Below are 13,844 nucleotides of genomic sequence, written 5' to 3' on the forward strand. Positions count from 1 at the left end.
AGGCGCGGGGCCTAGGCCGCGGCGACCGGCTCGCCGAGCGCGACGCGCAGCCGCTCCTCGGCTTCGTCGTCGAGCGACGTCTGGATCAGCTCGCCCCCGTACGGGCGCATACGATCGATGACCTTGGCCGGCGCTCCCGCGCGGCCGAGGATGATCAGGGCCGCCCCGCCGGGCGGCATGTTGGCGCCCAGGTTCTTCAGGAAGTCGTCGTTGACGCCCGTGTCGGTCATCTTGCCGGCGAGCGCGCCGCTCGCGCCGCCGATCGCCATGCCCAGCAGCGGTGCGAGGAAGAGCAGGCCGATCAGCCCGCCCCACACCGCGCCGCCGGCGGCGGCTGTGCCGGCCGGGCTCATCGCCTGGTGCAGCTTGATCTTCCCGTCGGCGCGGTGCTCGACCACGACAGCATCCTCGAGCTGGAGGATCTGCTCCTTCGTTGCCTGAATCAGCTCGGCGCGCACCTTTTCCGCCGTCTGCAGATCGGGATAGGCGATTGCCACCAGTGTGCTCACCCGTGCATCTCCTTCTTGGTTCGACTACGGCCCCAGTCTCATGACGGCTCGCCGTCGATGCCTCACCCGGATCGGATGATCGCCGGTCGCTCAGCGGTCGCTGAGCGCCTCCCGGAGGCGCTCCTCCTGCTCGACCGAGAGCTCGGAGCGCAGGACCGTCGCGTCAAGGTCGGCAAACGCCTCGGCGACGGACTGCGCCGAGGATCGCGTGCTGATCAAGAAGATCGCCGAGGTGCCCGGTGTCACCTCCTCCCGGACGCGCATGACGAAGTCGTCGGAGACACCGAACTCCGAGAAGCTGCCCGCCACCGCGCCGGCGGCGGCGCCGAACCGGGGGCCGGCCAGCGGTGTGAGGAAGATCAGCCCGAGCAGCATGCCCCAGAATCCGCCCCACAGCGTGCCGGGCCCGGTGAGGCCTCCGAGCTCGCGGATCGCCGGCGTGCGGCGCCCCGAGGGCCACGAGACGAGCGCGGCGTCGTCAATCGCGACGCGACCGCTCCCGGTGCCGCCGTCGAGGCGACACACCAGCCGCTCGGCGGCATCCGGGCCTGGGAAGCACCACACGCTCAGAGTGTCCATGAGAGCCTGAAGCATCCCGCGCGGAACATGAGACGACCAAGGGGGTGTGCCCGCTAATTGTGAAGGCGCGCACACCACACTGCGTGTGCCGCGTGTACACCTCCCGGCGACGGAGAAGCCGGCACCCTTGCCTGAGTCGCGAAGCGACGGTTCGATGATCTCATGCACCAGTCGCGATCGCTCACCATCGTGCGTGCCGCCCGCGCGCTCACCTACCTGGTCTACACGTTCACGATCATCGCGTTGATCATCCTCGTGCTCGGGTTCTTCCTGCTGCTGTTCGGGGCGAATCCGGACGCCGGGTTCGCCGAGTGGGTCTACCGCAGCCTGGACCGCGTGATGGCGCCGTTCCGCGGGATCTTCGAGTCGATCCAGCTGACCGGCAACTCGGTCCTGGACACCTCGGTGCTGTTCGCCATGATCGTGTACGGCATCGTCGGGTTGTGCCTCAGCGCGTTGATCGATTGGCTGTCCGAGAAGGTCTACCAGCTGCGCGCCCGGCAACCCGTGGGCGGGCCGGTGCCCCAAGCGGTGGTCGAGGATCCGGCGCGACGCCCAACCGCGGTGTGAGCCGGGTACGCGTCGCGGCGGAGCGCGCGGCCGCGTACGGCCGCGCCACCCGCGTCATCCCGACCGGATGATGCGCCGCAACCCGGGGCGGTTCGATGCTGCGGGCATGATCTTGCGCCCGCAGAGACCAGGACGGTTCGAGTCGCTCGTGCTCAACGTTGCCGCGTCCGCGTGGCTGGCGCGCGGCCTTTGGCGTGTGACGCGCGGACGGCCGCCGTGGCGTGGCCGTCGCGCGTGACGAGCTGTCGCTCAGGGAGCTCGAGCTGTTCGATCTCGGCACAGATCACCTGCCGGTCGCGGTCGAGCGCCTTGACCTCCCAGACGAGGTCCGCATGGTTGGTGACCATGCGCCGCCACGTCGAGCACTCGCCGCACTGCAACGACACCTGAGAGCTCACGTCGCTGATCCGTTCGTCGCGCACGTCGCGCAGCGCGTCGCCGTGACACACCGGGCAGTGGCGAAGCTTCCCGCGGGACCTGTGGGCTGACGCGAACGTCCGCGCGAACACGACGACGAGCACCCCGGCCATCGCGCTGAGGATCAGGATGGCGACGACGGGGTTCACGCCCGGCGTGGCCTCCGCGTCGGCGAGGGTCATGGGCGCAGGATCGCCGCGCACCGCGCGCGCTCCATCATGCGGATCGGGTGATGGAGATCCGCGGCGCCGCTGCCACGCTCGGCGCCGGGTCGATCGTCCACGCAACCACCGCCATGGGGGGAACGAGATGTACACCGATGCAGGGGTCGAACACGAGAGCAGCCGCGGATGGGTGATGTTCGCCGCGACCTACCTCGCACTCGCAGGCGCGGCCAACCTGATCTGGGGCGTCACCTCCCTGGCCAAGAAAGAGCATTTCGCCGAGGGCGGCCTGCTCTTCTCGAACCTCGAGACCTGGGGCTGGATCTCGCTCGCGATCGCCGGCGTGCAGCTCGTCACCGCGGTCCTGCTGGGCCTCCGGTGGTTCGGCGGGACCCTGCTCGCGATGTTCGTCGCGGTGTGCGGGGTGCTGGCGAACTTCCTGATGTTCGGCGCCTATCCGGCGTGGTCGAGCATCGCGATCGTCTGCAACGCACTCGTGCTGTGGGCCGTGACGGCGCACGGCGACGCGTTCATACGGGATTGACGGCGAGTGCGTACCGCTCGGCGAGCAGACCGTGCCGCAGGGCGCGGTCTGACACGGTGAGCGCGTCCGCTCCGAGCAGCTCCAGGACGGTACGGACGATGCATGCGCCGGCGAGGATGACCTCGGCCCGCGCGGGCTGCAGCCCGACGATCGCGCGCCGCTGCTCGGCGCTGCGCGTGCGGTAGAGGTCGATCTGACGATCGATCTCGAGCCGGTCGAGGACCGTGCCCTGGACGACGTCACGGTCGTAGGTCACCATGCCGTGCTTGACCGCGGCGAGGTTGGTGACGGCGCCGCCCATGCCGATCACGCGAGCGGGTGCGCGCCGGCCGTCGAGGCGGACGAGCTCGCCCGCGATCGCGACGGTCACCGACGAGAGCACGTCCTCGGAGACGGCGTCGCCGAGGGCGAAGTGCTCCGTGAGGCGCACCGCGCCGACGTCCACGCTGAAGCGCTCGGACACGTGCCGTGGGTCGCCGAACGTGAACTGCGAGCTGCCGCCTCCGGTGTCGAAGACGACCAATGCGCCGCTCGCGTCGAGGCCGGACGTGGCGGCCACATAGGCGAGCCTGGCCTCTTCTTCTCCGGAGATGACCTCGATGGTGATGCCGCAGCGGGCCTGCACCGCCGCGATGAACTCCGCGGCGTTGGGCGCGCTGCGCAGCCCGGCCGTGCCGACCGCCGTGATCGCCTCGGCGCCGGCCCGCCGCGCTTGATCGGCCATGCCCGCGATCGCCTCGACCGTGCGCGTCATCGGGGCCGCTCCCAGATGTCCGGTCCGTTCGACGTCCTGGCCGAGTCGCGTCACCTCGGCCCGATCGGCGAGCGTGGGCCACGTGCCGTCGGCAGCATGCGCGGCGAGCAGGAACTTGACCGAGTTGGTGCCGACGTCGATGATCGCGACGCATGGCCGGCCGAAGGCCGCGAGGAGTTTGATGCCACGCGCGATGGCGGTGTTTCCGTGCCCGCCGAGGCCGAGCGCGCGCCCCGTCCGGCCCACGAGCTCTGGATCGTTCGCCTCGACCGCGACCGTCCGGGTCGATTGCGTGCCGGCCGTGAGCTCGGTGAGCTCGGCCATGCAGCCGCCGAACGTGTAGTGCCGGCGCCGCTTGCGCACGTGCAGGGCGCGCAGGCCAGGGCTCGCGGCGGCGAGTTCGCCGATCGAGTGGACGCCACCCGCGAGCGTCGCGCCGACGCCGAGCGCCGCCAGCACACGGCCGGCGGCGTCGGCGTCCAGGGGGAATGGCGCTTTGAGCACTGGGAGCCATTGCTGCAGCCCGTCGGGCCGCACGTCCTGCAGCTCCTTGACATCGATCACGCCGTCGCGGAGCTTCACCGACGCGTCGCTGGCGGACGAGAGCAAGTAGACCTCGTCGCTCTCCTCGACGGAGTCGGCCGGCAGCGCCGCCAGGTGACGCTCCGCCTCCGCGATGTCAGCCCCGAAGGCCCGCCACTCCCAGCGGCCGACCGTGGGGAGCGGAGCGGAATGGGTCTCGGCGGTCGGCATCTCCGCCCGAGTCTGCGCAGCCGCGCGCGCCCACGCCAGGGCGCAGGCACGAGGCGGGGCGGCATGCAGGCACGTGGCCAGACACCGGCGAGCGCGGTGGCGCGACACCCGCCCGTTCGCGAGGCTCGTGGGCAATCACAAGGAGGGCGAGATGACGACGACGCAGCGCGCTTATACCGACGAGACCCTGCCGGAACTGCTGTCGCTGATCGAAGGGGCCGACAGCGTGGAGCTGAAGGTGACGGTCGCCGAGCACGCGCACGCGGCGACGGTGCACGCGCTCGGGCTCGACCCGCTCGACGCGCAGATCCGCCAGGTGTTCTTCTTCGACACGCCCGATCTCGCCCTCAACAAGCAGGGCGTCGTCGTGCGTGCGCGTCGCGTCCAGAAGCGCCGCGACGACTCCGTGATCAAGCTGCGACCGGTCGTCCCGAGCGAATTGCCCAAGGCCATCCGGCAGTCGGCCGCGTTCACGGTCGAGGTCGACGCGCTGCCGGGCGGGTTCGTGTGCTCGGGCACGATGAAGGCGATGCTCGGCGCCGACGACGTCCGCCAGTCGGTGCACGGGAAGCGGTCGCTCGAGAAGCTCTATTCGAAGGAGCAGCGACGGCTCTACGCGGACCACGCTCCGGACGGGATCGCGATCAACGATCTCGCCGTGCTCGGCCCGGTCTTCGTGCTCAAGCTCAAGGGCCTCGTGGAGGGGTTCGACCGCCGGCTGGTCACCGAGCTGTGGCTCTACCCGGACGGCTCGCGCATCCTCGAGCTCTCGACGAAGTGCGCGCCGGCGGAGGCCTTTCAGGTCGCGGCTGAGACGCGCGGCTTCCTCGCGAAGCGCGGGCTCGACCTCGGCGGCGAGCAGCAGACCAAGACGCGCAAGGCGCTGGAGTTCTTCACCGGCGCGCTCAACGCCCGCTAGTTCTCGATCACGCCGGCGAGGCGACCGCGGTCGACCGCCTCCGAGCGGCATGAGACATCGAGCTTGCGATACACCGACAGCGCCTGCGTCTTGACCGTGTTGGTCGAGACGTGCAGGCGCTCGCTGATCTCGCGGAACGTCATGTGACTGGGCAGCATCCGCAGCACGCGGAGCTCGGCGTTGGTGAGCGTCGGCCCGTCGCCGGTCACACTGCAGGCGAACGCGTCGGCACGCTCCCAGCCGTCGTGAATCCACTCGGCCAGGACGGGGGAGTCCTTGACCTGCCCCGCGAAGCGTGCCGCGCGGGCCAGGTGCATGCGCGCGGTCGGGCCGTCGCTGAGGCGGATCTGCGCGCGTGCCAGCCAGACGTGCGTCTGCGCGAGCAGCCACGGCGTCGTGTCGGTCAGCGCGGCCAGCAGACGGCCTGCGTGGGCGGCGTCGTGGCGTGCCTGAGCGACATCGGCCCGCTGCGCGGCCACGACGCCGAACACGGCGAGGGCGAGGGCGTGCGCGGCGTCGGGTGACGGCCCGGGGGCGAGGGCGGCGTACGCGGCGTTGGCGTGCGCGTCGGCCTCGGTCCAGTCGGTGGCGTCGATCGCCAGGAGCCCCAGTTGGGCGTGGATGAGGCCGTTCAGCACCGGATAGGCGTCGGCCGAGCGGCAGGCGGCGTCGTCGAGCCGCTCACGCGCCGTCGCGCCAGAGCCGCCGAGGTGGTGCGCCACGCCACTGAGATACAGCGCGAGGCAGTGCCCGGCGCCGTCCAGTGGCATCCGGTCGCAGGCGTGCTCGGCATCGGCTTGGAGGCGGGCGATGCCATCGCGGGCGAGGCAGGCGCGGATGAGCGTCGCCGGGCCGGACCAGTCGCTCTTCGCGGCGGGCAGCAGCCGGTCGGCTGCTTCCGACCAGCCCTGCGCGCGGCCGCGCCGGTCCTCGGCGAGGTGATACGCCGCCGCGGCCAGCGCGAGCCCCGGATGCGAGGCGATCTCGCTCTCGCGGAACCGCGTCAGCGATCCGCCGAGTCGTGCCCCGCGACCCTCGGCGAGGATCTCAGGCGCGATCGACCAGAGCATCCGGCCGGCGATCTCGGTGTCACGACACGCGATGGCGTGCTGGATCGCGGCGGTGGTATCGCCGGCTTCGGCGTACCAGAGCGCGGCGCGCCGGTGCAGGGTCGGCTCGAGCTCCGGTTCGGCGCGCATCAGCTCGGCGCGGAGCATCGACGCCAGCAGCGGATGCTGGCGAAACGCCTGGTCGGACCGGTCCAGCGGCGTCAGCGGCAACCCGGCACGCACCAGGCTGCGGAGCGTTGCGCCGGCGCCGTGGACGTCGAGCACGGCGTCGCACAACGGCCCGCTCAGCCGGCAGAGAATCGAGCAGCGGCGCAGGAGCGTGCGCTCGGACCGCGTCAGGCGCGCCAGCAGGTCGCACTGCAGATAGTCCGCGACGATCCGGTCGGCACCGTCGAACCCGGCGATCGCGCGGTCGACGTCGTGCACATCCTCGAGCGCGGTCGCCGCCAGCGAGAGCGCCGCCGGCCAGCCTTCGGTCCGCGCGAGCAGGCGCGTGACCTGGTCGTCGTCCAGCCGCAGCCCGGCGGCGGTCAACATCCGCGCAGCCTCGAGGTGCGTCAGCGCGAGGTCCGCGGGTCCGAGCTCGAGCAGGAGGCGCTCGGCGCGGAGCCGACCCGTCGGCTCGGCGAGCGCCGCACGCGAGCCGAGCGCGAGCATCGCGCCCGCGGGGAGGTCTCGGGCGACGTCGAGGATCCGCCGGAGCTCTGCGGGCGGGAGCCGGTCGGCCTCGTCGAGGACGACCACGCGGTGCGCGGGGGCGCCCGCGGCAGCCTGGATCGCCGCCAGCGCGGCCGCGCCGGAATCGACCCACGTGAACGGCCGCTCGTCGCGCAGCGCCCATTGCGTGAGCAGGGTCGTCTTGCCGTAGCCCGCGGGCGCGGTGATCATCGCGATCGGCCGGTCGCGGCAGGCGGTCAGCGGGCGCACGAGCCGTCCGCGCTGCACGGTTCCCGGTCGCAGCCTCGGCGGGCGCTCGCCCGGGTCGAGAGGCCTCGAGAGCGGGTGAAGCAGGAATGCGGTTTCCGGCGTCATCACGGAGGAACCAGCATCCCTTGACGCCGGTGCCGCGCCAAGGAGGCATACCCGCCTCGCGTGAGGGCGCCCACACCACCCTGTCGGGCGCAGAGCATCACCCGAATCAGGCGATGCCCGCCTCCGGCGCCCGGCATAGCGTCGGTTCATGGAGTCCTCCGCATCCCAGTCACGCGCGCCGATCGTCGCCGCCTTCGCCCCGGGGCCTGCGGCGCACGAGCCGATCGAGTTCGGCCTGGCGGCGAGCCGCATCACCGGCGCGCCGCTGGTGATCGTCTCGGTCGACCACGGCGTCCCGCTCATGAACGACGTCGTGTACGAGCACGACGACCAGATCTCGCAACTGCGCAAGGAGCTCGTGCGCCGCGGCATCCACGACCCGGACATCCGGGTCTTCGACGACTCGAGCGCCGCGCGAGGGCTGGCGCAGGCGATGGACGAGATCAGCCCTGAGCTGATCGTGCTCGGCGCCTCGCGGCGGGGAACGCCGCGAACGCTCGGCACCACCGCCCAGCGGGTGATCCACGCCAGCTCATGTCCAGTGGCGATCGTTCCGCTCGGTTATCGCCGTCCCGAGGGTGGCATTCGCCTGATCGGAGCGGCGTATACCGTGACCGACGAGGGCCGGGAGGCGCTGCACGCCGCGATCGCCCTCGCCCGCGCGGCGAGCGTCCGGGTCCTCGCGATCACGGTGCTGGACCCCAAGCACGCCGCCCAGCAATCGCACGGCATGCTCGCCGAGCAACACCACGACGTCAGTCCATCGGAGCGCCAAGCGGCGCGGGGACGGCTCGATGCCGAGAGCGAGCTGGCCGCGGTGGTCGCCGAGCTGGGCGCGGGCGTGGACGTCGAGACCGACGTGCTGTTCAACGAGGCGGCCGAGGGCCTGCTGGCGGCGTCACGGCACGTTGACATGCTGATCATGGGCTCGCGCGCGCTGGGGCCCAAGCGGGCGGTGCTGCTCGGCAGCGTCTCGCGCAAGGTCATCGCAGCCGCGACGTGCCCGGTGCTCGTGCTTCCGCGCGGCGCGGATGCGAAGACCGACGCGCTGCTCGCGGATGCACAGACCCAGGCGGCACGCGGGACTTGAGCGATCGCCCGGCCGGTTCCCGCCGGCCGGGCGAATGCCTAGCGATCAGTGCGGGGTCGGCGTGTGCTGCGTGCCGCCCGGCTCGGCGAGGAGCATCAGCGCGGCCGCGACACGCTTGGAGACATCCTCCGCGTTGGCGAGCCCGAGCTTGAGGAAGATCGCGTTGATGTGCTTCTCGACCGCGCGTTTGGTGAGGAACAGGGAGTCGGCGATCGCCATGTTGCTCTTGCCCTGCGCGATCTCGCTCAGCACCTCGCGCTCGCGCACCGTCAACTCCTTCAGCGGGGAGTGATCGCTCTCGGAGCGGGCGTGCACCAGCCCGACGACGACGCCCGAGTCGACCACCGAGCCGCCGGCGGCGACGGCACGGATCGCGCCGGTCAACTCCGCGCGGTTGTGGATGCGCTCCTTGAGCAGGTAGGCCCGTCCGTCGGACCCGTCATCGAGCAGCGCGATGGCATAACTCGGGTCCGAGTACTGACTGAGGACGACGACCCCGATCTCCGGATGGCGCGTACGGAGTTCGGTAGCAAACTGGATACCCTCATCGTTATGCGTCGGGGGCATGCGGATGTCGGTCACCACGACCGCGGGGCGCTCTCGCTCGCAGACATCGCGCAGCTCGTCGACGTCTCCGACGGCGGCCACCACGTCGATCGAGCAGTCGGTGGCGAGCAGCTGGCGTACGCCTTCCCGGACCAACAGGTTGTCCTCGGCCAGTACGACGCGGATCGTCATGTGGCGGACCGTAGTCCATCGCCGCCGGAATTGCATCCTCTGCGAGGTTTGGCTTCAGAGCGCCTGCTGACACGTTCCTCATGCCCCGGAGGTGCCCGGTGTAGGCTGCGCCCCTGGAGGGGTTCAGCCGTCTCGCAGCTATTCGAATGACGCACGCGTACAGCCGACGTACGGTCAATGAAGTCGCGCTCGCCGTCGCGGCCGCGGCGCTGGCGGCCGGGGCGGTGGTGATCACGCTTCGCGCCCACCCGCCGGATCCGCTCGCCATCGCCATTCGACAGGCCCTGATCATCTGCGTTCCGATCGCCGGTGGAATCTACGGGTTGCGGAATCCACAGACCCGCCGGTTCGGTATCGCGTTGATCGCCGCGGGATTCATCTGGTCGCTGACGGCGCTCGGCTATACGGACTCCAATCCGGCGTACAGCATCGGACGTGTCGTCGCCTGGCTGATCTTCCCGTTCTTGCTCTACCTGATCCTGGTCTATCCCGAGGGGCGCCTGCGAGCGGGTGCCGAGCGGAGCCTGTACGGGGCCAGCGTTCTCCTCGTCATGACCTCGTTCATCGGCTCGGCCTTGTTCGTCGAGGCGTATCCGCTGGGAACACCGTGGGCCGTATGCACCACTGACTGCCCCCCGAACGCGTTCCTCATCCTCGATGCCGAGCCGGCGTTCATGGACGTGGTCAGGCCGATTCGCGAGTTGCTCGCCGGGATCCTGATGATCGCGATCGTCGTCGTGTTGATCCGCCGGTTGCGCGGGGCCAACCGGCAGCGACGGCGACAGATGGCACCGGTGACGGTGACGGGCATCGGCTGCTGTATGACACTCGCCGCCTACCTCGCGGTGCGTGAAGCGGCGCCGGACTCGAGCGCCGTCAACACGCTCGGCGTGCTCTGGAGCCTCTGGATTCCGGGTATCGCCGCCGCGTTCTTCATCGGGCTCGTCGCACGCCGGATGCTGGTCGGTCAGATGCTCGAGCGCCTGAGCATCGTGTTCAGCGCCGAGCCCGGGGCGACGCAGTTGCAGGCGGAGCTGGCGGCGGTGCTGGACGATCCCGGCATCGATGTCCTGCTCCCGGATGGCGTCGCCGGCCGTTGGCGGACCACATCAGGCGAAATCGTTTTCGGGGCGATGGCCAGCGATAACGGCCGTGCGCTGACGACCATCACCGACGGCCGGGTGCCGCTGGCCCTGCTCGTGCACGACCACGCCCTGCGCGACGACGATGAGCTGCTGCACGCTGTCCAGGCGCTGATCTTGTCATGGCTGCGCCATGCGCAGATGCGCCGGAGGCTCGCCGGGTCGCTGCGACAGCTCGAGGACTCCCGCGCGCGGTTGGTGCGGGCGGCCGACAAGGAGCGCTCCCGGATCGAGCGCGACCTGCACGACGGCGCGCAGCAGCGCCTGATCCTGTTGCGCATCAGGCTGTCACTGGCTGAGGAGCTGCTTGCGACCGATCCGGTGGCCGGGCGCAAGGCGGTGGGCGACCTCGGCTGCGAGATCGAGCAGGCGCTCGAGGAAGTCCGCTCGATCGCGCACGGCGTCTACCCGGCGGTGCTGAGCGATCGCGGCTTGGAGGACGCGCTGCGCGGCAGCGTTTCGGGCTCGGTGCTCCCGGTCCATCTGATCACGCATCGCGTGTCGCGCCAGCCGCCCGAGATCGAGCTGGCGATCTACTACGTCTGCATCGAAGCGCTGCAGAACGTGCAGAAGCACGCGCACGGGGCCACCGCGGTGTGGATCACCATCCGCCAGGACGATCACCTGACGCTCGAGGTCCGCGACGACGGGGCCGGGTTCGTGCCCGGGCCGGCCCCCGGCGGGCTTCGGAACATGTCGGACCGGATCGAAGCCGTCGGCGGGCGCCTGCTGATCGATTCCGCGCCGGGCCACGGTACCCGGGTGCTCGCGGAGGTGCCGCTGCTGCGCGCGGCGGGCCGGGCCGGCGAGAACGGCCGACTCGCGTAGACACCACCCGCTGTGGTGTGCGCACCCTATTGCGGCCGGCGCGCGACGGCGAGAGGGTCTGGCCATGGGCGACGCGATCGTCGCGGCGCATGTCGATCCGGACGTCGCCAACGAGCCCCCAGCCTGGCACGCACTCCCCGGCGCCGATGTGCTGCGCGCCTTCCATGTCGACCCGCGCGTCGGTCTGACGAGCCAAGAAGCGGCGCAGCGTCGCGCCGTGTTCGGGCCGAATGCGCCGGCGGCGGCCGAGCGCGAGCCACGCCGTTGGGCGTTCACCCGCCAATACATGGAGCCGATGCCACTCCTGCTCGCCGCGGCGAGCATCGGGTGCTTCGTGCTCGGTGAGCCGCTCACCGGCTTCGTGGTCCTCGCGGTGTCGTTGGTGCACGCGGTGCTCGGCGTGCGCTCCGAGGGCGAGCCGTCCGACGCCGGCTCCGCGTTGCAGCGGCTCTTTCCCGCGAGCGCGTCGGTGCGGCGTGACGGGAGGACGCTGCGCGTGCCTGCCCGGGAACTGGTCCCGGGCGATGTCCTGCTCGTCGAGGCGGGTGAGCCGGTGGCGGCTGACGGGCGGCTGCTCGAGAGCTTCACGCTGGAGGTCGACGAGTCGGCGCTCACGGGTGAACGCGTCCCGGCGAGAAAGGGCGTCGACCTCGTGATCGACACGGACGCTTCGCTGGCGGAACGGACGGACATGCTCTATCTGGGCACCCGCGTCACGCACGGCACCGGCGAGCTCGTCGTCACCGCCACTGGTCTGGCCACGGAGGCGGGGCGCATCTCCGAGCTGCTCGCGGCGCCCGGCGAGGTCGCGGCAGCGATCACCAGCGGGCCGCCGTGGCTCATGCGCCGGAGCCTGATCTTCGGCGGCGTGGCGCTGATCCTGATGGTCGCGCTCGGGCTCCTGCGCGCCGAGGATGCCGACAGCATCGCCCTGGCGGCGGTCGCCCTCACCGTCGGCGCGCTCCCCATCGGCCTTCCGGTGGTCGTCGCGGTGATCGTCGCGCGCGCCGCGAAGCTGCTGGAACGCGCGGGCGCGGTCGTCCGCCGGGCGCCGGCACTCACGGCGCTGGGGTCGATGTCGGCGCTCAACGTCGGCGCGAGCGGGGTGCTGACGCACGGACGGCCGGCCGCGGTCGAGTTGGTGCTGCCGCGCCGGCGCTACTCGACCGCCGGCACGATCAAGCACGTGGCCGGCGACCCCGAGCTGGCGCTCGAGCCGGTTCTGACCGGGCTCGCGCTCAGCACCGGCGCGGTCATCAGCGATGGTGAGCTGACCGGCGATCCGGTCGAGGGCGCGCTCGTCGCCCTCGCGGAGAAGGGCGGTGTCGACGTCGCCGTCACGCGCTCGCGCTGGCCGCGCGTCGCCGAAGCGCCCTACGACGCCACGCACGGGTTGATGGCGACGTTTCACCGGATGTCCGACGAGTCGGGCACCACCGTGGTCCGCTGCTTCGCCCGCGGCACGCCCGACAGCCTGCTCGGCCGGGCCGTGACCGAGCAGGGGCCGGGCCCGCGTCCGTTGCGCATCGATGCCCGTGCTCGCGAGCGGTATCTCACCGAGAGCGCGGAGCTCGCCGACCGCGGGCTGCAGGTCGTCGCGTTCGGCCACCGTGACTTCGCCGACACCGGCTTCGAGGTTCCCGCGAATGCGCTGACGATCGTCGACGGGCTGACGCTGCTGGCCCTGGTGGGCATCGCCGATCCGCCGCGCGAGGGGGCGAGAGCGGCGGTCGCGTCGGCCAAGGCGGCCGGCGTCCGCGTTCGCCTCGTCACGGGCCGGCCGGTGCCGGTCGCCGAAGCGCTGGCCAGGTCCGTCGCGATCGAGGGCCGAACGATCACCGGTACCGCGCTGGCGGCGATCAGCGACCGTGAACTGGCCGGCGAACTCGACCGGATCGGCGTTCTGGCCGGTGCGACGCCCGCGCAGCGCGTCCGTCTGGTCGCGGGACTCGAGCGTGCAGGCCATGTGGTCGGCGTCGCCGGCCGTGGCCTCGACGACGCGCCCGCCGTGCGAGCCGCGGACATCGGGATGGCGACCGCGGGTGACCGGACGGACGTCAGCCGGGCGGTGGCCGCGGTGACCCTGACCGGCGATGTCACGACGTGGATGGCGGCGGTGATCGGGGGCGGTCGCGGCGCCTACGACGACCTCGTCCGGTACACGCGCTTGGAGTCCGGCGTGCTGATCGGGACGATCCTCACGTTCGCCGGGGCGAGCGTGCTGGCCGTCGCGGGCGGGATGCCCTTCCTGCCGATCCAGGTCTTGTATGGAGGCTTGACAGCGCAGCTCGCGCAGGGGATCGCGCTCGGGTGGCGCGGGCACGATCGCGTGGACGCCACTCCGCGGCCACCCGTCCCGTCAGCGCCCGGCTATTCGCGCATCGCCCCCGTCGCGGCCGTGCAGGCGGCCGTGACGCTCGGTGTGATCGCGCTCGCCGAGGGGAACTGGGGCACGCCGGTGGCACGCACGATGGGGCTCGCGACGTTCGCCTTCACGACCGTTGCTCTCTCATTCTCCGCCCGCGCCGAGCGGACTCCGGTGCGTCCGCTGCTGCTCGCGGCGGCTGTCTCGATCGGCGCGATCGTGCTCGGGGTCGAGGCCCGCCTGACGCAGATGGTGCTCGAGACCGAGGGCTTGCGCGCGGGCCAGTGGGCCATCTGTGCCGGCGCGGCGTTCCCGTTCCTCCTCGCGGCGACTCGCCGTTGAACGGGTGCCTGCCTTCCTGAATCCGGAT

12 protein-coding genes are annotated in these 13,844 nt (G+C 71.5%); 6 read left to right on the top strand and 6 right to left on the bottom strand.

Translation table 11 applies throughout. The features are described 5' to 3' along the window. Positions 1–11: 11 nt before the first annotated feature. Both OM076_RS01500 and OM076_RS01505 read right to left on the bottom strand, forming a co-directional pair. Positions 12–509, bottom strand: coding sequence for a DUF1269 domain-containing protein (locus OM076_RS01500; RefSeq protein ID WP_270037554.1), 498 nt, complete (start codon positions 507–509; stop codon positions 12–14). Between the two features lie 90 nt (positions 510–599). Further along, a complete protein-coding gene (locus tag OM076_RS01505) occupies positions 600–1,088 on the bottom strand; it encodes a DUF1269 domain-containing protein (protein WP_270037557.1) in 489 nt (162 codons plus the stop codon). 162 nt (positions 1,089–1,250) lie between these two features. On the opposite strand from OM076_RS01505, the gene OM076_RS01510 reads away from it, so the two are divergent. Further along, entirely contained in the window at positions 1,251–1,658 is a 408-nt protein-coding gene (locus OM076_RS01510; RefSeq protein ID WP_270037558.1) for a YggT family protein, read from the top strand. Positions 1,659–1,810: 152 nt separating this feature from the next. Here the strand turns inward: OM076_RS01510 and OM076_RS01515 are convergent, their stop codons facing one another. Further along, entirely contained in the window at positions 1,811–2,257 is a 447-nt protein-coding gene (locus OM076_RS01515) for a hypothetical protein (protein ID WP_270037560.1), read from the bottom strand. 175 nt (positions 2,258–2,432) lie between these two features. On the opposite strand from OM076_RS01515, the gene OM076_RS01520 reads away from it, so the two are divergent. Next, a complete protein-coding gene (locus tag OM076_RS01520) occupies positions 2,433–2,783 on the top strand; it encodes a DUF7144 family membrane protein (RefSeq protein ID WP_270037561.1) in 351 nt (116 codons plus the stop codon). Here OM076_RS01520 and OM076_RS01525 read toward each other — a convergent pair. Next, complete coding sequence (locus tag OM076_RS01525; protein ID WP_270037562.1) at positions 2,770–4,290, bottom strand: Ppx/GppA phosphatase family protein; 1,521 nt, start codon at positions 4,288–4,290, stop codon at positions 2,770–2,772. The genes OM076_RS01520 and OM076_RS01525 overlap by 14 nt on opposite strands. A gap of 151 nt (positions 4,291–4,441) precedes the next feature. Here OM076_RS01525 and OM076_RS01530 point away from each other — a divergent pair, with 151 nt between their 5' ends. Beyond that, a complete protein-coding gene (locus tag OM076_RS01530) occupies positions 4,442–5,209 on the top strand; it encodes a CYTH domain-containing protein (protein WP_270037563.1) in 768 nt (255 codons plus the stop codon). Here OM076_RS01530 and OM076_RS45820 read toward each other — a convergent pair. Next, on the bottom strand, positions 5,206–7,224 hold the full coding sequence (locus OM076_RS45820) for a winged helix-turn-helix domain-containing protein (RefSeq protein WP_270037564.1): 2,019 nt from the start codon (positions 7,222–7,224) through the stop codon (positions 5,206–5,208). The genes OM076_RS01530 and OM076_RS45820 overlap by 4 nt on opposite strands. 235 nt (positions 7,225–7,459) lie before the next feature. Here OM076_RS45820 and OM076_RS01540 point away from each other — a divergent pair, with 235 nt between their 5' ends. After that, a complete protein-coding gene (locus OM076_RS01540) occupies positions 7,460–8,401 on the top strand; it encodes a universal stress protein (protein ID WP_270037565.1) in 942 nt (313 codons plus the stop codon). Positions 8,402–8,446: 45 nt separating this feature from the next. On the opposite strand, the gene OM076_RS01545 is transcribed toward OM076_RS01540, so the two are convergent. Beyond that, positions 8,447–9,139: a response regulator transcription factor gene (locus OM076_RS01545; RefSeq protein ID WP_270037566.1), complete on the bottom strand. Its 693-nt coding sequence runs from the start codon at positions 9,137–9,139 to the stop codon at positions 8,447–8,449. 146 nt (positions 9,140–9,285) lie between these two features. Between OM076_RS01545 and OM076_RS01550 the strand changes: the two genes are divergently transcribed. Together OM076_RS01550 and OM076_RS01555 are read left to right on the top strand one after the other, a co-directional pair. Further along, entirely contained in the window at positions 9,286–11,109 is a 1,824-nt protein-coding gene (locus OM076_RS01550) for a sensor histidine kinase (RefSeq protein ID WP_270037567.1), read from the top strand. A 64-nt stretch (positions 11,110–11,173) separates the two neighbouring features. Next, complete coding sequence (locus OM076_RS01555) at positions 11,174–13,816, top strand: cation-translocating P-type ATPase (RefSeq protein ID WP_270037568.1); 2,643 nt, start codon at positions 11,174–11,176, stop codon at positions 13,814–13,816. Positions 13,817–13,844 lie beyond the last annotated feature (28 nt).

The sequence above is a fragment of the Solirubrobacter ginsenosidimutans genome, from assembly GCF_027587205.1.